At 40.7% G+C, this 20,783-nt stretch carries 15 protein-coding genes; 10 read left to right on the forward strand and 5 right to left on the reverse strand.

The window, feature by feature from the left end:
- Positions 1-731 precede the first annotated feature (731 nt).
- On the reverse strand, positions 732-1,913 hold the full coding sequence (locus tag BV372_RS32080; protein WP_086691161.1) for a patatin-like phospholipase family protein: 1,182 nt from the start codon (positions 1,911-1,913) through the stop codon (positions 732-734).
- Between the two features lie 295 nt (positions 1,914-2,208).
- On the reverse strand, positions 2,209-3,528 hold the full coding sequence (locus tag BV372_RS32085; protein WP_086691163.1) for a dihydroorotase: 1,320 nt from the start codon (positions 3,526-3,528) through the stop codon (positions 2,209-2,211).
- A gap of 246 nt (positions 3,529-3,774) precedes the next feature.
- On the opposite strand from BV372_RS32085, the gene lepB reads away from it, so the two are divergent.
- From lepB to BV372_RS32135, 9 genes are all read left to right on the forward strand, one after another.
- Complete coding sequence (gene lepB / locus BV372_RS32090; protein WP_086691165.1) at positions 3,775-4,416, forward strand: signal peptidase I; 642 nt, start codon at positions 3,775-3,777, stop codon at positions 4,414-4,416.
- 167 nt (positions 4,417-4,583) lie between these two features.
- Complete coding sequence (locus tag BV372_RS32095; RefSeq protein ID WP_086691167.1) at positions 4,584-5,369, forward strand: MOSC domain-containing protein; 786 nt, start codon at positions 4,584-4,586, stop codon at positions 5,367-5,369.
- A 557-nt stretch (positions 5,370-5,926) separates the two neighbouring features.
- Positions 5,927-9,190 (forward strand): hybrid sensor histidine kinase/response regulator, encoded by a 3,264-nt coding sequence (locus tag BV372_RS32100; protein ID WP_086691169.1) that lies wholly within the window; start codon positions 5,927-5,929, stop codon positions 9,188-9,190.
- Complete coding sequence (locus BV372_RS32105) at positions 9,187-11,022, forward strand: GGDEF domain-containing response regulator (RefSeq protein WP_086691170.1); 1,836 nt, start codon at positions 9,187-9,189, stop codon at positions 11,020-11,022. The genes BV372_RS32100 and BV372_RS32105 overlap by 4 nt, the downstream gene beginning before the upstream one ends.
- Positions 11,023-11,610: 588 nt before the next feature.
- Positions 11,611-12,948: a response regulator gene (locus tag BV372_RS32115; RefSeq protein WP_086691174.1), complete on the forward strand. Its 1,338-nt coding sequence runs from the start codon at positions 11,611-11,613 to the stop codon at positions 12,946-12,948.
- A gap of 401 nt (positions 12,949-13,349) precedes the next feature.
- Positions 13,350-14,516 carry a circadian clock protein LdpA gene (ldpA, locus tag BV372_RS32120; RefSeq protein ID WP_086691175.1) on the forward strand — a complete coding sequence of 389 codons (1,167 nt, stop codon included), beginning with the start codon at positions 13,350-13,352 and terminating at the stop codon, positions 14,514-14,516.
- A gap of 40 nt (positions 14,517-14,556) precedes the next feature.
- Positions 14,557-16,296, forward strand: coding sequence for a R3H domain-containing nucleic acid-binding protein (locus BV372_RS32125; RefSeq protein ID WP_086691177.1), 1,740 nt, complete (start codon positions 14,557-14,559; stop codon positions 16,294-16,296).
- A 57-nt stretch (positions 16,297-16,353) separates the two neighbouring features.
- A complete protein-coding gene (locus BV372_RS32130) occupies positions 16,354-16,974 on the forward strand; it encodes a hypothetical protein (protein ID WP_086691179.1) in 621 nt (206 codons plus the stop codon).
- 303 nt (positions 16,975-17,277) lie between these two features.
- Positions 17,278-17,757, forward strand: coding sequence for a DUF4383 domain-containing protein (locus tag BV372_RS32135; protein ID WP_086691181.1), 480 nt, complete (start codon positions 17,278-17,280; stop codon positions 17,755-17,757).
- A gap of 86 nt (positions 17,758-17,843) precedes the next feature.
- Here the strand turns inward: BV372_RS32135 and BV372_RS32140 are convergent, their stop codons facing one another.
- Both BV372_RS32140 and BV372_RS32145 read right to left on the reverse strand, forming a co-directional pair.
- The gene (locus BV372_RS32140) at positions 17,844-18,476 is read right to left on the reverse strand and encodes a hypothetical protein (protein WP_086691183.1); all 633 of its coding nucleotides are present in this window, start codon (positions 18,474-18,476) and stop codon (positions 17,844-17,846) included.
- A gap of 11 nt (positions 18,477-18,487) precedes the next feature.
- Positions 18,488-19,201, reverse strand: coding sequence for a LuxR C-terminal-related transcriptional regulator (locus tag BV372_RS32145; protein WP_086691185.1), 714 nt, complete (start codon positions 19,199-19,201; stop codon positions 18,488-18,490).
- A 106-nt stretch (positions 19,202-19,307) separates the two neighbouring features.
- On the opposite strand from BV372_RS32145, the gene BV372_RS32150 reads away from it, so the two are divergent.
- Complete coding sequence (locus BV372_RS32150; protein WP_086691188.1) at positions 19,308-20,009, forward strand: DJ-1/PfpI family protein; 702 nt, start codon at positions 19,308-19,310, stop codon at positions 20,007-20,009.
- A 10-nt stretch (positions 20,010-20,019) separates the two neighbouring features.
- Here the strand turns inward: BV372_RS32150 and BV372_RS32155 are convergent, their stop codons facing one another.
- Positions 20,020-20,697, reverse strand: coding sequence for a LuxR C-terminal-related transcriptional regulator (locus tag BV372_RS32155; protein WP_086691190.1), 678 nt, complete (start codon positions 20,695-20,697; stop codon positions 20,020-20,022).
- Positions 20,698-20,783 lie beyond the last annotated feature (86 nt).

Consider the following 20,783-nt stretch of genomic DNA (forward strand, 5'->3'; position numbering starts at 1 on the left):
AGATGCACCCTAAAGACACTATGTGTCTACAAGTAATCAATGCTTGCACTCAAGAAAAAACTTAGTTAAGGATTGATCTCATGGCTCATAGAAATAAGCCTGAAAGTTGTTAATCTGCTGGCATTATGATTTTCTTCCTGAGATTACCTTAATAATTTAGATGTTTGATTTTGTTGCAATGATTGTTAGGTAGTTTCTGCTGTAATTTGCTAAACAGTAATAATCAATCTGACAAATATAGCCAGATACAAGCAATAATATATTTTGCTAAACACAGATTTTAAAGCTGTGTTATTTAAGCATATCTAGACTTATATTTTTTTGAGAACAGAGTTTTTACAGAATAGATTTAAATTATTTTTATCCTAATGATTTCTCTTTAATTATTTAGAAGGAGAATTAACATACTTAAATACCGAACTTATGTAATAAAAGGGAAAAAACCTAAATTTTTTTAAGCAGTATAACGGAGATATATGTTTATTGCTTACACAAGCATTCAATATTTATACAGAAAAATATAATATTAATTAATTAATATTTTAGAGAATTTTATTTATTACTTTTCTATTACAAGATATTACTAGATGAAAATATAGAATTATTACTGAAACATCAATAATAATCATTAGTTTGGCTCGTATAAATACGCGGAAACCTCGTATTTTACGAGATTTCCCTGAAGTTAATCCTATTATTTGAATATATTAATATATTTCTCAGCAGATGCACTAGTTAAGAGCAATAAAAGAGGCGATCGCTTCTTTGACATTTGGGCCTAAATCATCTCTTGTATAGTAAGTATGTCCTTGATGAATAAATGCAGATGTCGCATCTATCAACTCTTGAATAACCTCTGGGCTAGCGTCATCTATTTCTTCGCTGACTTTTTTACCTGTATACTTGTTTTTTCGCTCTTCCGGTCGCAATACAATGCGAGTATCCTTGTATGTCTCTCCTGGGTGCACCTTAAATCTCTCATTTAAATCAAACTGAAGCCGTAAATAACGTTGAGATTCATATCCACCCATAAGTTGTCGACAAATGGTGCTATTAATCTCAGATGTAGGTTCCATAAATATATCAGTAATATGTTGTGCCCAGTCCAAGGGCTTCCATTTGTGTACTTGATCAAATTGATATGGTTCACCAGTTTGTCCCGTCCCAATAGAAAGGATGGCGATATCCTTCATTTGGAGATTTTCTAGTTTATATTTGCGCTTTGTTTCTGGAGGGACAAGCCGATCCGAAGATTGACTGATCCTCATCACCAAACTCAGTGCTGCTAAAGCAGGATTATTAGCTGATACTCCACCATCGATATGAGGAAACACCCAGTTACCAAATTTCTGTTGATTGACAGGCTCTAATTTATATGGCGGAAAAAACGAAGGAGCTGATGCAGAGGCGACACATAACTCCCATAAATAGCATTCATCGTACCAACGGTATCCCAGATCTGGATGACAATTTGTAAAAAATGTTGTGTTGCGATAAAGGGTATCGTAAGCCAGAATCAAAATAATGGGACTATCTATATCTTGAATTCTGGTGTATCCCAACTTATCTATTAAGACTTTAATCAGCCCTTCATGAGAATATTTAGTTGGTGACAATGCTTCAAGAATGGGTTTTACAAAGGTTGGAAACCTTTGGTAGCGGTTTTTTTGTTTAAGTGGAAATATCCGCCTACCCTCGTTGATATATAAATCAATCAGTTCTGCACTCGTCTTACCTAAAGCAATGCCGGCTGCTAGAATTGACCCAGTAGAAGTACCAGTAATTAGGTCGAAGTATTCATTTAACTTCTGGCCTTTCTGCTTTCTAACTTGTTGCTCAACTTCTTGGAGTATGCGTGCTGAGATGACTCCACGCATACCGCCACCATCTAAACTTAGGATTTTGAAAGACATATTTATTCTCCTTATTTATCCATTCCATATAGTGATTTTTTGGATATAGTGCTTCAGGCAATTGATGATCGCTAAAAAGTTCAAGCATAAAGAACTGTGTCGCAAACAGCATTTATCACCTGAAGACCCAATAATTTAGGGCTTCAACTGAGAAATTCTCTTCAAGCGACAAGTCTATACGCTCAAATAATCTCTAGCAATGGCTCTGGCACACCTAAACCTTGCCAGTCATACCATAACCTTGAGGTGTAATGATTTACAGTTGTACAGTACGTAAGTTTTAAATAAGAATTGGCTACAAGAAAGTTAAAACTTGACCGCGGACTTCTGTATTTAGCTTGCCTTTGTCATAGACAATTTCACCACCAACAATAGTTGTGACAGCCCATCCAGTAAGATTCCAGCCTTCAAAAGGACTCCAACCAGATTTTGTTAACAGTTCTTCACGCCGGACTGGACGGTAAGTATTTAAATCTACAAGTACTAAATCAGCATCATAACCAGGAGCGATCGCACCCTTGTTAGGAATACCATAAGCTACAGCCACAGCATTAGACATCCAATGCACAACTTGGGCAATAGTACATTGTCCTTCCATAGCTGCGGTTAGCATTAAAGCCAGAGAAGTTTCTACCCCAGGCATCCCAGAGGGACTATTAGGATATTCTTGAGCTTTTTCTGCTAAGGTGTGGGGTGCGTGATCTGTGGCGATAAAGTCAATGACACCATCTCGCAAAGCTTGCCACAGAACTTGATTATCATGAGGCGATCGCAAAGGTGGATTCATCTGTGCTAAGGTGCCAATCTTTTCATAAGCACTGGTATTTAATAATAGATGCTGTGGTGTTACCTCTGCGGTGACCCAACTTGGTTTATCTTGACGCAGTAAATCCGCTTCTTCGGCGGTTGACATATGCAGAATATGCAGCCGACGCTGGTATTTTTTAGAAAGCTTTAATGCCAGCTTAGTTGCCAATAGTGCCGCTTGATTATCTTGAATTTGAGAATGAATTGCCGGATCGTGAATACCAGCAAATTCTTGGCGACGTTGGTTAATTCTAGCTTGGTCTTCAGCATGAACGGCAATTAAGCGATCTCCTTGAGCAAATATCGCCTCTAGGGCCGCTTCTTGGTCAACTAATAACTGACCATGCATTGACCCCATGAAAATTTTAATTCCTGGTGTCGGCTTGGCGGTCAGTAAATCTGGCAGATTCTCTGCTGTTGCACCGATAAAAAAGCCATAATTAACTAAGCACTTAGAGGAGGCGCGTTGTAACTTATCGTCTAAAGTTTGTTGGTTAGTAGTCAAGGGACGCGTGTTGGGCATTTCTAGAAAGGAAGTTACTCCCCCTTTGGCGCAGGCACAACTAGCGGTGAACAAATCTTCCTTGTGTTCTAGTCCTGGTTCGCGGAAATGCACCTGCGGATCTATTACTCCCGGCAACAAAGTTAACCCAGCTGCGTCAATTTCTGTTGTGGGCGTTTGTGTTGAGATTTCTGGTGCAACTTCGACTATTTGGCGATCGCGCGTCAGCACATCCCCAACTATTAATTCACCATTAGGTAGAATTATACGGGCGCGACGAATGAGTAAACTTTTTGGAGATGACATGGAGTTAACAATATTCAGGTAGAGGACTATGCATTACAGAGAACTATCTTTTTAGGTTAAACTTGGTTGCACTCTTAGGAGTCAATTTTTGTCGCAGGTTAGAAAAAAGTTTATTTTTATCTATGTATATTCCTGTAAAAAATGGCAACATAACTATAAAATCACAGTTCTCCTACTTAAATCTCAACAGATGTAGTTCTCCTTGGCGAGTTAATCACAGCATCTTTTCATTACTTCAGTAATTTCATGCAAAATCAAGTGTCTGATAATAATTCTAGTCAACAACCTGATCATTCTTGGATTGCAGAGCTAGGTAGAACAGTTATATTAAGCATAGTTCTAGCCCTAGGAATTCGTACTTTTGTTGCCGAAGCTCGCTGGATTCCTTCTGGCTCAATGGAACCCACTTTGCATGGGACTCCAAACCAGTGGGAGGCAGACAAGATAATTGTAGATAAATTGAAGTACAAGTTTTCAGAACCGCAACGGGGAGACATTGTGGTCTTTTCGCCCACAGATGAGCTAAAAAAAGAACAATACCAGGATGCCTTCATTAAACGTGTAATTGGCTTACCCGGAGAAAAAGTAGAACTCAGAAATGGCAAAGTCTACATTAACAACAAACCCCTCCAAGAAGACAAGTACCTCAGCACCCAACAACGTACATTAATTGACGTTTGCACATCTGGACAGCAGCCGCCCTTCTTAGCAAAACCTCAGACTATACCTGCAAACTCATACCTAGTGCTGGGCGATAACCGTAACAGTAGCTATGACAGCCGTTGCTGGGGTGTTGTCCCGCAGCAGAATATTATCGGTCGTGCTGTGCTGCGTTTTTGGCCCCTCAATCATGTTGGTGGCATCGATAAGTCACCGTTATATCCATAGTTAACGATGATCTATTGATCAACAAGCTAGGCTTTTGATGGGGAATTGAATAATTTTGCTAAATTAGATAAGTAACAGCAAAATTCTCAATTGGGGGTTTTAGTGTTGATATTTGCATTCTAAAATCCCAATCCCTCGATTAGCTACCCCCGAATTCATATTTTGTAATGCCGTACTTAGCCAAAATTTTACTCTATCCGATTAAGTCGTTTGATGGTGTAGAAGTTGAGAACGCAAAAGTTCTCCCTAGTGGTGTACTAGAATATGACCGTGAATTTGCCATTTTTGATGAACGCGGTGACGTTGTCAATGGCAAAGGCCATGTCAAAATTCATTTATTGCGAGCAAAATTTGCACTCTTAAATAGAACCATATCTCTGCAAATCCCAAACAGTAACTCACCACAAGTCTTTCATCTGGATGGGGAAAGGCAGGCGCTAGAAGCAACTTTGAGCGATTTTTTTGGGTTTGCTGTGAGATTACAGCAAAATTCACTTTCTGGCTTTCCCGACGATCGCAACTGTCTGGGACCCACAGTGATTAGTACAGCAACTTTGACAGAAGTGGCTTCCTGGTTTCCCGATATGACTGTTGAACAAATGCGCCGGCGGATGCGTGCCAATATTGAAATCGGCGGTGTACCACCGTTTTGGGAAGATCAGTTATTTAGTACACAAAGCGATACTACAGTCTCCTTTCGCATAGGAAACGTCAGCTTTTCTGGGATTCAGCCTTGCCAACGGTGTGTAGTGCCAACACGCGATCCTAACTCAGGAAAAGCTGATGCCAAGTTTCAAAAAATATTTGTCAAACAGCGGCAAGCAACCTTACCTGATTGGGTAGCTTCATCCCGGTTTAATCATTTTTACAGATTGAGTGTCAATACAAGACTATCTACCTCAACATCTGAAAGAATGTTACAAATTGGTGACGAAATCGCAATATTTTCTTAATATAATTAATTTTTCTTAAAAGAGAAAATTAAAAAGTAAAAATATCCAAAATTTCTTTACTTTTTAATGGTCTATATTATCTAGTAATTTTCACAGTTTTGTAATTGAATATGTATGATTGTTTGCCAAAAACCAGAGTTTAGAGACTTGGTACTTAAGAGGTAAACAATTCAAAAGCCCCTTTCTATCCTGGTGTCAATTGTGACAACCAATCTAGAATGGCATACTGTAGTTAATTGGTTAAATTTCAACCAATATAGATGCGAATACGAATGGGTGTAAACATAATTTTACACTTCATCAGAGAAAATATGCTGAGGCATTACCAGAGAAAACTCAGCATATTAAGCTTTAACAACACAAATTGAAAATTTAAGATAGGAGGAACTAAGTTAGCCAAACAATTATATTAAATTCATTACTGCTATTTTTTATACATAATTAGGCGAAGTGCATCATGGCCTTTTTTTAAAAAAAGTAGTAGTAACCCTGAGAAAACTTGTAGCTTATATAGCAAAGATTCCCTAGCGCAGCAATGGGAACAACATCAAACAACAATGTTATCTAAACTTAAGACAGTCCAACCTCTCAACCGCTTAGTTGAGAAAGCTTATACCAATGTAATGCCCCTAAGATCTGCTTTGATTGTGCCGATTGTGTTGCAACTTTGTGGAGCCGTGGGACTGGTAGGCTATTTTGCGTTTCAAAACGGACAAAAAGCGGTAACAGAACTGGCAACTCAGTTAACAAGCGAAATCTGCGATCGCATCGAACAACACCTCGATAAATACTTAACGACTCCTCAGCAAATCAATCAAGTTAACGGGGATGTGATGCAGCTAGGTTTGCTCAATTTTTCTGGCTTGGAAACAACCAGATACTACCTTTGGAAACAAATGCGGGTTTTAGATATTGGCTACAGTAAATTTGCCAACCCCAAAGGTGAATTTATCAGTATTGAACGTCAGAATGACGGCACCCTATTGATGAAAGAGGTTTCTCAAAAGAAGGGTATTGGTAAACTTTATCTTTACACTACAGATAAACAAGGAAATCGCAGCTATCTTAAGGAAGTTAAAAATTACGATCCCCGCTTAGAGGCTTGGTATATAAATGCAGTTAATCTTGGCAAGCCCGTCAGCAGTCAAATTTATCAATGGGAGAATAAACCAGAAATTATATCCTTATCTTCCAGCTATCCACTTTACGATCGCACTCACAAACTAGTTGGAGTAATTAATATCAATCTGCTCTTATCAAAAATTAGTCATTTTTTAGCTAACTTAAACGTCGGTCACGGTGGCAGGACCTTTATTTTAGAGCGTTCTGGACTAATCGTAGCTTCCTCCACACGCCAACTACCAAACACTGTCATTCGGAGGCAGGAAAAACATTTACTGACCACAGAAAATCAAGATTCCGTGATTAAACTCACAACTCAATATTTGCGCCAACGGTTTGGCAGCTTGAGGTTCCTGGTTGGCAAACAACAGATTAGCTTTACCACCAAAGGAACGCGTTATTTTGTCAAGGTAAAAAATTGGCAGGACGAGTTTGGTCTTGACTTGTTAATTGTGGTGGTGATTTCCGAAGCCGACTTTATGAAACAAATTCAACCTAACAACACTACTATCTTTTTATGTCTAGCCGCCTTTTTAATAGTTGCACAATTTGGTATTCTGACTGCTCATTGGTTAATTAAGCTAATTATGCAATTCCATAAATCAGCTAAAAAAATCGCTATAGGTAATTGGGCACAGACAGCAGAAGATCAGCCTGCCAACAAACAGGGAAATTTAGCTAAATTATTTAATAGTATTGAAAATCACTTCCAAGAGCCTGTTGCTGACTTAAAAACAAAACATCTAGCTTTAAATAAAGTCTTATCTGAAAGTCAGAGTCAGCCGAATAAATTCGTAACATCTATACCGATAAGTGGTACGAGCGTAGGTGGAAAGCAGCTTGTGGTCAGATATCGTCTGCCCGTATTGAAAGCCTTGCCAGGTCAATGCTTCAGAGTTAAAGAGCTAGAACGCCATCCTGAAAAAATGGTTCCTATGGAAACTTTGGGAATGCCAATATATGACGAATTGGGCAATATTGCTGCTGCGCTCCCTAACTTTTCTGACGTTAGTCAACCTCAACAAGCAGACAAATTATTAACACAATACAATCGCCTTTTAGAATTACAAGTTAAAAAACGTACTCAAGAACTCTTAAAAGTTATCCAACAACTACAAACTACCCAAAAACAACTGATTCAATCTCAAAAAATTGCAGCTAGAGGAAGATTAGCTGCCGAGCGGGCAAACCGTGCCAAGAGCAAATTTCTGGCCAATATGAGCCATGAATTGCGTACGCCACTGAATGCTATTCTCGGTTTTACCCAGGTTATGAGCCATGACAATTCTTTATCTTCTGAACATAAAGAGAATTTGGCAATTATCAATCGCGCTGGTGAGCATCTCCTCAATTTAATCAATGACATTCTGGAGATGTCTAAAATCGAGGCTGGCAAAACTACCTTCAATGTCAACAGTTTCGACTTAATTCGCCTGTTGACAAGCTTAGAAGAGATGTTTTGCCTCCGTGCTGCTTCTAAAGATTTACAACTAGTCTTTTTATATGCACCCGATCTGCCTCGATATGTGCAGACTGATGAAAACAAACTGCGCCAAGTTTTGCTGAATCTCTTAGGTAATGCGATCAAGTTTACTAATAAAGGTACTGTGGTACTGCGGGTGCGCTGGGAAGCAGGGGAGCAAGATGATCTCCGGTTCTTTTTTGAAGTCCAAGACACTGGCCCTGGTATTGCTCCTCAAGAAATTGACCTTTTGTTTGAAGCTTTTGGGCAAACCGAAACTGGCAGAAAATCGCAACAGGGAACAGGGCTAGGCTTAACGATTAGTCGCAAATACGTACAAATGATGGGTGGAGATATTACTGTTACTAGTAGTCTGGGTGAGGGAAGTAAATTTACCTTCGATATTCAAATTAGCCTAGCTTCAGCCAGCGAAATTCGGATTCAGCAATATAAACACCAAGTTATTGGCTTAGCACCCGATCAAGGCGAATACCGTATCTTAGTCGTTGACGATATCAGAGATAGTCGGCTGGTGTTAGTGAAAATGCTGACATCTATCGGCTTTACTGTGCAGGAAGCTAGTAATGGTCAAGAAGCGATCGCCCAATGTCTGGAATGGCAACCACACCTGATTTTTATGGATATGCGGATGCCAGTTATGGACGGCTACGAAGCTACAAGAGCGATTAAAAAACAAATGGGTTATAGAGAAGAAATTTTACCACCACTCCCAACACGTAGATTGGCAAACTCCTCCATGCACATGGGTGGTCAACAGTTAACAGTCCCAGTATGTACCAGTAGGGAAACCAGGCACGTTCCGATTATTATTGCCTTAACTGCCAGCGCTTTTGAGGAAGAACGACAGAAAATTTTGTCAATAGGTTGCGACGATTTTATTCGCAAGCCATTTACTAAAGAAGTATTACTAGAGAAAGTCAGCGAACATCTGGGTGTAAAATATATCAGCCCAGTAGAGACTGTAAATACAGCAGCTAGTCAAGAAACAGAGATATTTCCTAGCGAAGCTGAACTCATGTGGCATTTGTCCCAGATGCCTCTACAGTGGTTAAGGAATATACGTCATGCCGCAGCTAGCTGTAGCGATGACATGATTTTAGAGTTGCTTGAGCAAATTCCTCCAGAAAAAAGTCAACTTTTACGGCTTTTTCGGGATTTAGCAAACAACTATCAGTTTGAAAAAATTATGGAATTGACTAGAACATACGCAGAATGAACTACGAGCGGTTAGACCTTGATAAAAAAGATATTTTGCTTATTGACGATATGGCAGATAACCTGCGAGTTTTATCCTCACTCCTGACCAGAGAAGGATATAACGTTCGCAAAGCTTTAAACTGGCAAATGGCTTTGACTGCTTGTCAAACAGTATTACCAGATTTGATTTTACTTGACATTATGATGCCGGAGGTTGATGGCTATGAGGTTTGTCAGCGTTTTAAAGCTTGGGATCTGACTGCTAATATTCCAGTAATTTTTATTAGCGCCTTAGATGATGTTTTTGACAAGATAAAAGCTTTTAAGGTCGGAGGTGTAGACTACATCAGCAAACCTTTTGAATTGCAAGAAGTATTAATACGTGTGCAAAATCAATTGGCGCTGAGAGCAGCACAACTAGAAGTTATCAAGCTCAACGTCGAACTCGAACAAAGGGTGAAACAACGAACTTGGGAACTAGAAAAAGCTTTGCAAAAACTCCAGGGAGAAATCGCATCTCGTCAACAACTGCAAAGTAAACTTTTAGATATAGCATTGCATGATTCGCTAACTGGTTTACCAAATAGAGTTTTGTTTATTAGGCGAATCGAAAAAGCGTTAAATACTGCTAAGCAAGAATCTAATTATCAATTTGCCCTACTTTATTTAGACTGCGATCGCTTTAAAGTTGTGAATGATTCTTTGGGGCATTTGGTAGGAGATGAATTACTCTTAGCCATTTCTCATCGGTTACAAACATCTTTAATGCCGATGGATACTATAGCAAGATTAGGCGGCGATGAATTTGGAATTTTGCTAGAAAACCCAACAAATATCAATATGGTAATTGAGGTTGCTGAACGTATTCTCCAGCAACTATCACTCCCATTTAAGCTAACTCGATATGAGGTATTTATGAATGCCAGTATCGGTATTTCTTGGGTAAATAGAGACTACGATCGCCCAGAATATTTGCTGCGCGATGCTGACACAGCAATGTATCGTGCTAAAGCTTTAGGAAGAGCCAGATATCATGTTTTTGATCCGATAATGTATCAAGAGGCAATCCAGCTTTTAGAGTTAGAAAACGACCTGCGGCGGGCTGTAGCCAGGCAAGAATTTATTGTTTACTATCAACCAATTGTTTCTCTACTTACAGGTAAAATAGCTGGTTTTGAAGCGCTAGTGCGCTGGCAGCATCCAATTCGTGGTTTAATTTTGCCAGCAGAATTTATCCCTGTAGCCGAAGAAACAGGTTTGATTAATGCTATTAACACCTGGGTGTTGCAGTCAGCTTGTCAACAATTACATTTATGGCAACATGACCCAGCAATACCTGAAACCTTAACTATTAGCGTTAATTTGAGTGCACGGTTGTTTTCCCAACCCAATTTAATAGCGCAAATTGATGAAATTCTTTATGAAACTAAAGTAAATCCAGAAAACTTAGAACTGGAAATTACAGAAAGTGTAATTATGGAAAATAGTCATGCAGTCAAAACAATTCTCCAGCAATTACAAGAGCGAAGAATTAAGTTAATTATGGATGATTTTGGTACAGGTTATTCCTCTTTAAGCTACCTGCATAGCTTTCCTTTGAATGCACTGAAAATTGATAAGTCTTTCGTCAAACGGATGCAAGAAAATCAAGAAGATCTAGGTTTAGTTCCCGCCATGATTGGCATTGCTGACTCAATGGGATTGAGGGCGATCGCTGAAGGAGTCGAAACTACAGAACAGTTAGCTCAATTGAGAAGTTTAAACTGTGAATTCGCTCAAGGATTTTTATTTTCTAGACCGATAGAACAACAATCAGTTCTTAATCTACTCACAGCAGCGCCTCAATGGTAATAATTTATAATCAGTAGGTCAAATTAAATATATTAAGTAGCCGTGATCTACTGCATACACCAAGACTACTGAAAGATGACACAAATTTTTCATTCATGATTTCCACAAGCACAAGGTGAAGTAATTATGATAGCTTAATTTTTCTTTACATCATTAGGTTGGTTTGTGCTTTGTGACTTAGCACATGGAATAATATTTTGTGATTTAACGCTGGCTACAATACTTGTTTGTTGCACAGACTTCATCACTTTTAAGATTATGAACATTTGAAGGCTTTGGAATGCAAAGTGTATTCAGAATTATTCTTTGCAATTTATAATTAATTTACTCTTCGGGCCGATATGGGCGGAAGGCAGCTATGCTAAACCACAGAAATTATTGGTTGAGATTATCCTTTTTTTCTTTGTCAGATTAGTTTTAAGACTCCTACTAAATTTTAATTTACTGGTTTTGGTTAAGCAAGGGATTCAAACCCCTCTTAAACGCTTTCTGCTATAGGTCGGTTATCTTCTCCAATTTATCTTTACAATTTGTCAAACTCTGTATTTAATATTTTATTCCTTATTCTCAGCATAGAGTTTATTTAAAATGCATTTAGATAATAAAAAAAATCATAAAGGTAATATTTTGGTGGTCGATGATACGCCAAATAACTTGCGTCTTTTATCAGCAATGTTAACAGCGCAAGGTTATGAAGTTCGCAAAGCCTTAAATGGAAAAATGGCACTGACTGCATGTCGAATAGTTTTACCAGATGTAATTTTACTTGATATTAATATGCCAGAGATGGATGGATATCAAGTTTGTCAACAACTTAAAAGTGACAAAATTACTGCTGAAGTTCCTGTAATTTTTATTAGTGCTTTGGATGACATTTTAGATAAAGTAAAAGCCTTTGATGTTGGTGGGGCTGATTATATTACTAAACCGTTTCATGGAGCAGAGGTTATATTACGAATTGAAAATCAAATTAATTTGCGTTTGTTCCAACTTAAACTTCAAGAAAAAAATCTTTTATTAGCAGAGGCTCTTGATAGTTTGAAAGCTGCTCAAGTTCAACAAATTCAAAACGAAAAGATGGTGGCCCTAGGGCAGTTAGTTGCTGGTATTGCTCATGAAGTTAATAATCCGATTAGTTTTATCTATGGCAATCTCCAATATGCTGGTCAATATGTGCAAGATTTAGTCAATATTATTGCCGCCTATCAACAGGAATATCCCCAACCTACTCCTAAGATTGAGCAAATCGTTAAAGAGATAGATTTAAATTTTGTAACGAAGGATCTGCAAACTCTAATGGGTGCAATGTCTAGAGGTGCAGATCGGATTAGAGATATCGTAATAGCACTACAAAACTTCTCCAGGCATGACGAAGCTGTAATGAAGCAAGTCAACATCCATGATGGTATCGATAGCGCTTTGGTAATGCTACAACATCGACTTCGAGAAACTGTGGATCGTCCTACTATTACTATAGTTAAAGATTACGGAATTTTGCCTTTAGTTACTTGTTATCCTAGTGAATTAAACCAAGTATTTATGCATTTATTGAATAACGCAATTGATGCATTAGATCGCTTGGTGATTAATCATAAAACAGCTGAAAATCAGGAAAATGAGCATCTTCCTAACTTCACCCTATTAACAGAAAATCCGCATATACAAATTCATACAAAGGTGTCGGAGGCAAATACAGTGAAGATTGCGATCGCTGATAATGGACCTGGTATAGAACAGCCGTTACAATCACGTTTGTTTGATCCCTTTTTTACTACAAAAACTGTAGGCAAAGGCAGTGGGCTGGGGTTGTCAATTAGCTATCAGATTGTAGTGCAAAAGCATCGAGGACAGATAACTTGTTCCTCATCGCCAGGACAAGGAGCAGAATTTGTGCTAGAAATTCCTATAGAACAACCTGAATCCTAAATTGTGACTCATCACTTACAGTAGAATTCAGAACTAAAACAGGCTTTATAGCTGATTCTAAAAATTAGATTGTGTACTTCACCAAATTGAAAGACTGTGTAAGTATACAATACAAAATTTACACACCTTTAATTTGGCTCAACTCAGTAACGTTGCTCATGGCCGTAACCACATGATGTAATTTGCAGTTTTGCCTTGCTGATACCTTTTGTTTATGTTTCGTAATTAGAACCAAGCCGTGAACTTCCTACTGAAGTAACAGTCAAATCTGTTTCTAGCAAGGGTTGACAGCCGAATCTGCAATGAATAGGTAAAACACCTCAGAAGTAAAAATGAGGAAATCGGGACTTTTTATTTATCAGAGACTACATTTTTCAGTCGCATAAAAGCATAATAGAAGTGTGACTGATATGTTTACCCCTTTACAATCTCTCAAAGAAGGTCACTGGTTCAAGCTCATCTGTGGAGCCAGTTTCCAGCATCTACCTGCGGTCAGAAGTTTAACATTAGCCTACACTTTGGCGGGCGCTGACTGTATAGATGTGGCAGCTGATCCGGCGGTGATTGCAGCAGCGCAAGAAGCGCTGCAAGTAGCCAAAAATTTAGCTGGGGAGGCTCAGGAGCGAGGCTTTGGCTACAAAGGAAACTTACCATTTTTGATGGTCAGCTTGAATGATGGAGAAGACCCCCATTTTCGCAAAGCCGAGTTTAATGCTACTGAGTGCCCCCATGACTGCCCTCGTCCCTGTGAAAAAATTTGTCCAGCACAAGCAATTGTGTTTAACAGTATAAAAGATAACTACTCGGGTGTGGTATCACAAAAGTGCTACGGCTGTGGTCGTTGCATACCAATTTGTCCATATGATATAATTTATACAAGCTCATATATGTCAACGCCGGGAGCGATCGCACCATTAGTAATGTCAACAGGAGTAGATGCTGTAGAAATTCATACACAAGTAGGGCGGTTTGTAGAATTTCAGCGACTATGGCAAGCAATTTTACCGTGGGTAGATAAATTAAAGCTAGTAGCGATCAGCTGTCCCGACGGCGAAGGGATGATTGATTACCTTCAAGCACTGTATGGCTTAATTAATCCACATCCTAATGCCTTAATTTGGCAGACAGATGGCCGTCCGATGAGTGGAGATATTGGCGATGGCACTACTTTAGCAGCAGTGAAATTAGGACAAAAAGTTTTGACAGCTAAGTTACCGGGATATGTGCAGTTAGCAGGTGGCACCAACAGCTACACCGTTGCCAAGTTAAAGGCGATGGAACTGCTGAAGAGAGCAGGGGAGCAGGGGAGCAAGGAAGCAGAGGAGAAAAATTCTTCCTTCTCCTCTGCCCCCCTGCCCCTCTGCCCCCCATCTATTTCTGGAGTGGCCTACGGTAGCTACGCCCGTGTACTGCTGTCACCAATTCTTGAACAGTTAGAAAATCAGGAGGTGAGTAACACCAATGTTAAGGCGACTGTCCGCCTGGAAGAAGACGATGTATTACTTTGGCAGGCTGTAGAGCTTGCCCATTCTCTCGTTTCCCAGCTCAAGTCACAACAGGAGCGCTAATCGCTCGTTCGTTATCTCTAAAAACGTCACCATAGAAAGCATGACGATTACAGACGATCTCCAAAAGTTGTTAGACATTTTGCCCCAAGACTTACGACAAGTACTAGAGGATCATCCTAAACGAGACAGTTTAGTTGAAGTAGTCTTGGATCTGGGTCGTCGCCCAGAGGCTCGCTTTCCAAATCAAGCTGAGTATCTGAGCGAAAAGCCCGTCACTCAAGAACAAATAGATGATTGCATTCAGCGAGTCGGAACCTTTGGCGGAGATAATCGGGCAGGAATTGAGCAAACTTTGCACCGGATCAGCGCCATTCGCAACCGCACCGGTAAGATAATTGGTCTGACATGTCGGGTCGGGCGGGCGGTATTCGGCACCATTGGCATGATTCGCGATTTGGTAGAAACTGGTAAATCGATTCTTATGCTGGGGCGACCAGGGGTCGGTAAAACTACTGCCTTACGGGAAATTGCCCGTGTTTTAGCTGATGACCTTAATAAGCGAGTGGTAATTATCGACACCTCCAATGAAATTGCTGGGGATGGTGATGTTGCCCACCCCGCCATTGGTCGCGCCAGACGGATGCAAGTAGCTCATCCAGAGCTTCAGCATCAAGTGATGATTGAAGCAGTGGAAAACCATATGCCAGAAGTCATCGTGATTGATGAAATTGGCACAGAATTAGAAGCCTTGGCAGCTCGTACCATTGCGGAACGGGGTGTGCAACTAGTCGGTACTGCTCACGGTAACCAGATAGAAAACCTGATCAAAAACCCTACACTTTCTGATTTGGTGGGGGGTATCCAAGCGGTGACGTTAGGAGATGACGAAGCGAGACGCCGGGGCAGTCAAAAGACTGTTTTGGAACGGAAAGCTCCGCCCACCTTTGAGATTGCTGTGGAAATGTTAGAACGGCAACGCTGGGTAGTACACGAAAGCGTTGCTGACACAGTAGATACTCTTCTGAGGGGACGCCAGCCTAGTCCGCAAACTAGAACCGTTGACGAGCAAGGTAAGGTAGCAATTACCCGACAGCTGTCGGTAGTTAACGGTCGCGGTGGTGGACAATTGGCAGGTGGGGAAGATTCTTTTGCTGGATCTCGACAACCCAATGGCTGGCGTTCATCTGGACAGATGGTAGCTTTACCGCCTCCTTCTGTAGAGCGGGAAAGAGTTACTGGACGCAGTGAATTTGACCGCTTGCTGGATGAATCCTTTAATTACGCAGATACCATTGATTTTAGTGCCAGCAAACAGCCGGGACCCAATGGCGAAGATTTACCACTGCACGTTTACCCCTATGGCGTTAGCCGCCACCAACTAGAGCAGGTAATTAGCGTGCTATCTTTGCCAGTAGTATTGACAAAAGATATCGATACTGCTGATGCAATTTTGGCACTGCGATCGCATGTCAAAAACCATGCCAAATTAAGGCAAATGGCCAAAGCCCGTCATGTACCGATCCACATGATCAAATCCAGCACAATTCCGCAAATTACCCGTGGCTTGCGGCGGTTGCTGAACATTGACGACCCAGAAATAGCCGATGACCGAGAACTGCAACTGTTGTTACACAGTGGCAGCGATGACGAGATGGATGCCTTAGAAGAAGCTAGGCTGGCAGTGGAACAGATAGTTATTCCCAAAGGACAACCAGTCGAGTTATTGCCCCGTTCTCCCCAAGTCCGCAAAATGCAACATGAGTTGGTAGAACATTATCGGCTTAAGTCCCATAGTTTTGGTGAAGAACCAAATCGCCGCTTAAGGATTTATCCGGCGTAACCTCACCCCTATCCCCTCTCTTTCTAGAAGGAGAGGGGAATTAACGGCAAACGCTCCATGTCTTATAGAGAATTCTCCTTAAGAAAAGTCAAACAAGACTTTAACCTCACACTGGTAGAGGGCGGACGATTTTTACCTCCAATCGAATCAATTTCACCTAGTCCTCTGCTGGCTGAATTTCTCGCCGAAAGTATTCAGTTAGCGATCGCAATGGGTTCTGAGAAAGCTAGATCGGAATTGATTATTAGCCCCATATTGTTTGAAGTCCGAAAAATTCTCAACCGGGAAATCAGTTTTTTTTCTGGAGAAGAATTTAATGTTGAACCAGAATTTGGGCTGGCAGGATTTTGCGACTTTCTGATCAGCCTGTCGCCAGAACAGTTATTTATAGAAGCTCCAGCAGTGGTAATTGTAGAAGCTAAGAAGGAAAATCTCAAAGGTGGTTTGGGGCAGTGTATCGCAGAAATGGTAGCCGCCCAAAGGTTTAATAGCAAAAACGAAAAACCTATTGCCACGATCTACGGTAGCGTTACCAGTGGTAACCTGTGGACGTTCCTTAAGTTGGAGGACAGCACTGTAACTATTGACTTAACTGAATACTTGATTCCACCAGTAGAGCAAATTTTAGGTATTTTGGTTTGGATGATTCGCTCACAATCTAATTACAGTTGTCAATAAGGCAGTTTAATTCAGCTTTGCTCTTTTGCGCGATCGCCAATTAATTTCCAGCATTTATACTTATTTAATTAAGATTTACCGTAGTCCAAGTAACAAGTGAGATTTATCTAGCTAATAATTTTTAATCCCTCCTTCCGATAGAGATAAACTTACAGAATCTAAGTTGAATAGAAAGTGTTATATCTTGCTAATCAACTGAATTGAGAACTCTTTATTTCTCTTCTCAACAAGTTGGCGGCAGTATTATTTACTTAACAGATTAGATTCTGTGAAGACTTGCAATAATCCAAGGGAAAAGAGAAGATGGAAAACACGAACGCGGCAAAAATGGCAGAACGTTACTGCGCTTTGGGCATTGGAATTAGCTATTTACTGTTAGGTTTAGCTGGATTTATCCCAGCTTTAGTTTCAGTACCAGGAACTGATGTATCTTATATCCCGCTTAATGAATCTCCTACCGCTTATGCTGCGGGATTTGGCTATATATTTGGGTTATTTCCCACCAATTTCTTGCATAACATAGTACGCTGTGGCGTAGGCTTGTGGGGAATTTCTTCTTTTCTCAGTGCTAGCAGCTCTCGCATTTTTAATCGTGGTTTTGCCATAGCTTATATTGTGCTGGCAATCATGGGATTGTTGCCATTTGCTAAAACTTTCTTCGGTTTTATGCCACTATTTGGTAATGATGTTTGGGTGAATTTCCTAGCAGCGATCGCAGCTCTTTACTATGGCATTATCATACCAGCCAAAGTAGAAGGTGTGAGTGTAGCACAAAGGTCTTAAAATACCTGCTGCTACTCTATTTGAATAGGGGTGTAGGGATCTCACCACACCCTACATTCTGTCTCAACTAAGATAGCGCGAGAGAGTTAGTTTGATGATGACATAGGGGCAAGAATAATCCCTACTAAAACTCGCAGTAATTCTTCTAATTCTTCAGGAACGCGATAGAGTTTCAAGTCTTGGGAAATCAGTCTTTCTTGACGGTGAAATATGCCAAACCGCCAATCTTCGCCTGTGGTTACAGCACCATAAAGTAGAGGCGTTTGGGATTGTGTCCATTGGTCAAGTGCAATCAATTCTACTGCTAACTGAGTAAATCCCCGACCTAAATCAGATTGTTTAGCTTCAACTACTAACATTCCCACATCACTATTTATATAGTAGTCAAAGCTACCCTTTAGCTGTTCGTTAACATTAATCGGATATTCTATATTTAATTGGGTTTGAGTTTCGGCACAAATTTCTAATAAGGTAGGGGCAATTAATACCTCCCTCCTTGCCATTTCACTGATCGGGTTAACGTAGGCTAAATTTCTTTGCAAATAGCGACTCAAAAAATCTAAACAGTTAAGTTTACCTGTATATTTTGGTAAATCAAGTCGCTTGCGTTCATAAGTACAATTAAATTCTGCCAGGATGTCGGCTGGTGCATAAGGCAATTCAAAATATTTGCTAAATGTATAACTTGTACCTGGTTGCAGAATGCGCGGACGGTTCATTAAAGTATCCTCTATGCACTCAAAAAATCTTGCAATCGTGCTACCATTTCGGCACGATTGACAACCTCTAACTTGCGAAACATTCTTTTTAGGGCTTGCTTAACTGAATTTTCTGTAATCCAAAGTTTTGTACCAATTTCTGCATTGGTTAAACCTTGCGCTACTAACTCAGCGATTTGCAGTTCACGGGGGGTTAAGCGATTAGTTAGGGTCGAGTAAAATCTTTGCGGTTGTTGCTTGAGCATAGCTAGACAAGCTGACATATGAAGACATAAAGCGCTCAAATCAGCAAGATTCTCTACATTAAAGGCGGGTGTATTACCGACGCGAGCAAAGTTAATAGTACCAATTAGGCGACCGCCACCGACAATTGGGCCTGTCATGATGTGTTCGTGGTCGTAGTACGCACAACAATGCTGATATAATTCGCATTGCTTCCAGCCGCCTGGGGGAAGTACCAATTCTTCATGGGCTGGCGCATGGCGCTCGACGACGTAGCGCATGACGGGATCTACTGCTCTACCTACTTGCTCATAGCGCTCCACCAGGGAATCAGGAACACCGTTAACATCAACACTAGCTAGATGGGATTGCTCATCGGTAAGATAGATACCCCAACGTTGTACACCAAAATACTTTCCAACTTCATCCATGAAAGCTAGCCGTAATTTGCGTTCATCACTGGCAGAAGCGATCGCATGAAATAAACTTTGCAAATTAGCCATTTTCACTCAACAAAGTGTACTCGATCGAGGACTAGGCATAGCTCAGTAGTCAATCTTACTCTAGCAGTGATGAAATCCAAACGCGAAGTATAGGGAAATCAGAATTATGGATAATCCCGCAGAGTACAAAATTGGTCTGGTAATTTATCCTGGGATGACGCAATTAGATATTACTGGGCCACAGCAAGTTTTTAGTTTGATGCCCAACACTAAAGTTTATTGCTTGTGGAAGGCTCTAGAGCCAGTTACTAGTAGCGATAATTTGACTATTTTGCCAACTACCACTTTTGCTGACTCTCCACCCTTGGACGTTTTGTGTGTACCTGGTGGGCCTGGACAGGTTGAGATGATGAGAGATGGGGAAGTACTGGAATTTCTGCAACAACAAAGCCAGACAGCCAAATATATCACCTCGGTTTGTACTGGCTCCTTAATTCTGGCTGCGGCTGGATTGCTGCAAGGCTATCGCGCTGCTTGTCATTGGGCTTTTCGCGATCAGTTAGCCATTCTGGGTGTTGAGGTAGTAACTGAAAGAGTAGCGATCGATCGCAACCGGATTACTGGCGGTGGTGTGACGGCTGGTATTGATTTTGGACTAGCGATCGCTGCTCATTTATGCGGTGAACAAACAGCTAAAATAATTCAGTTATTGATGGAGTATAACCCCGCACCACCTTTTAATGTTGGTTCACCCGAAAAAGCCGGACAAACCTTAGTTCAGCAGGTACAAAAAATTGGTGAACAGCTAATTGCGGCATCCCTACAACAGACAAAGGAGACTGCTAAGTTGCTGGGTTTACACTTGTAGGTCAATTTAATTACGAATTAGTAATTATTGTTGAATGCAGCTTTGCTACCATCTCTGTACGCGCTGATACCCCTAGCTTGCGGAACATCCTTTTGAGGGCTTGCTTGACGGAATTCTGGGTAATCCAAAGCTTACCAGCGATTTCCGCATTAGTTAAACCTTGGGCAACTAATTCTGCAATTTCTAATTCACGCGGTGTCAAGGGATTAGGTAAGGAAGATTTAAAAGTTGTTGGTTTCGCGCGCAGGGTGGCAAGTTTTGCTGATATGTGAATGCATAAGGCACTCAAATCGGCTAAATCGTTACCGTCAAAGGCTGGACTTCCCTCAGCACGAGCCAAGTTCAGCGTTCCTACAAGACGACCATCACAGATAATTGGGCCAGTCATCACGTGTTCGTGGTCATGGCGGGGGCAAATATCCTTCCAATCTTCTGGAGATAATATTAATTGCTCATGAGCAGGAGCATGACGCTCAGCCACATAGCGTCCTACCGGATTGCCTTGTAAGCATACAGCTGGAATACCGGGAACATCAATCTCAGTCTTTGACTGGTCATCTATGAGATAGAGACCCCAATGTTGCACGCCAAAATGCTCGCCAAGCGTGTCCATCAGAGCTTGTTTAAGTTCTTGCTCATTGCGGACGTTGGCGATCGCAGCAAATGCAGCATGAAGAGAATTAGCCATAAGTGTACCCAGTTGGGGACTATGCGGGGCTTCACAATTACTTCTATGCTAATACCAGCTAAGATAAAACGCTAATATCACTAGTC

Origin of the sequence: Nostoc sp. T09 (assembly GCF_002154695.1) — a bacterium.
In the GTDB taxonomy this organism is placed as follows: Bacteria; Cyanobacteriota; Cyanobacteriia; order Cyanobacteriales; family Nostocaceae; genus Aulosira.

What these genes read in the sequence shown, in the direction of transcription:
- BV372_RS32080 (WP_086691161.1), bottom strand. Translation starts at nt 1,913, where the DNA reads ATGTCTTTCAAAATCCTAAGTTTAGATGGTGGCGGTATGCGTGGAGTC.
- BV372_RS32085 (WP_086691163.1), bottom strand. Translation starts at nt 3,528, where the DNA reads ATGTCATCTCCAAAAAGTTTACTCATTCGTCGCGCCCGTATAATTCTA.
- lepB (WP_086691165.1), top strand. Translation starts at nt 3,775, where the DNA reads ATGCAAAATCAAGTGTCTGATAATAATTCTAGTCAACAACCTGATCAT.
- BV372_RS32095 (WP_086691167.1), top strand. Translation starts at nt 4,584, where the DNA reads ATGCCGTACTTAGCCAAAATTTTACTCTATCCGATTAAGTCGTTTGAT.
- BV372_RS32100 (WP_086691169.1), top strand. Translation starts at nt 5,927, where the DNA reads ATGTTATCTAAACTTAAGACAGTCCAACCTCTCAACCGCTTAGTTGAG.
- BV372_RS32105 (WP_086691170.1), top strand. Translation starts at nt 9,187, where the DNA reads ATGAACTACGAGCGGTTAGACCTTGATAAAAAAGATATTTTGCTTATT.
- BV372_RS32115 (WP_086691174.1), top strand. Translation starts at nt 11,611, where the DNA reads ATGCATTTAGATAATAAAAAAAATCATAAAGGTAATATTTTGGTGGTC.
- BV372_RS32125 (WP_086691177.1), top strand. Translation starts at nt 14,557, where the DNA reads ATGACGATTACAGACGATCTCCAAAAGTTGTTAGACATTTTGCCCCAA.
- BV372_RS32130 (WP_086691179.1), top strand. Translation starts at nt 16,354, where the DNA reads ATGTCTTATAGAGAATTCTCCTTAAGAAAAGTCAAACAAGACTTTAAC.
- BV372_RS32135 (WP_086691181.1), top strand. Translation starts at nt 17,278, where the DNA reads ATGGAAAACACGAACGCGGCAAAAATGGCAGAACGTTACTGCGCTTTG.
- BV372_RS32140 (WP_086691183.1), bottom strand. Translation starts at nt 18,476, where the DNA reads ATGAACCGTCCGCGCATTCTGCAACCAGGTACAAGTTATACATTTAGC.
- BV372_RS32145 (WP_086691185.1), bottom strand. Translation starts at nt 19,201, where the DNA reads ATGGCTAATTTGCAAAGTTTATTTCATGCGATCGCTTCTGCCAGTGAT.
- BV372_RS32150 (WP_086691188.1), top strand. Translation starts at nt 19,308, where the DNA reads ATGGATAATCCCGCAGAGTACAAAATTGGTCTGGTAATTTATCCTGGG.
- BV372_RS32155 (WP_086691190.1), bottom strand. Translation starts at nt 20,697, where the DNA reads ATGGCTAATTCTCTTCATGCTGCATTTGCTGCGATCGCCAACGTCCGC.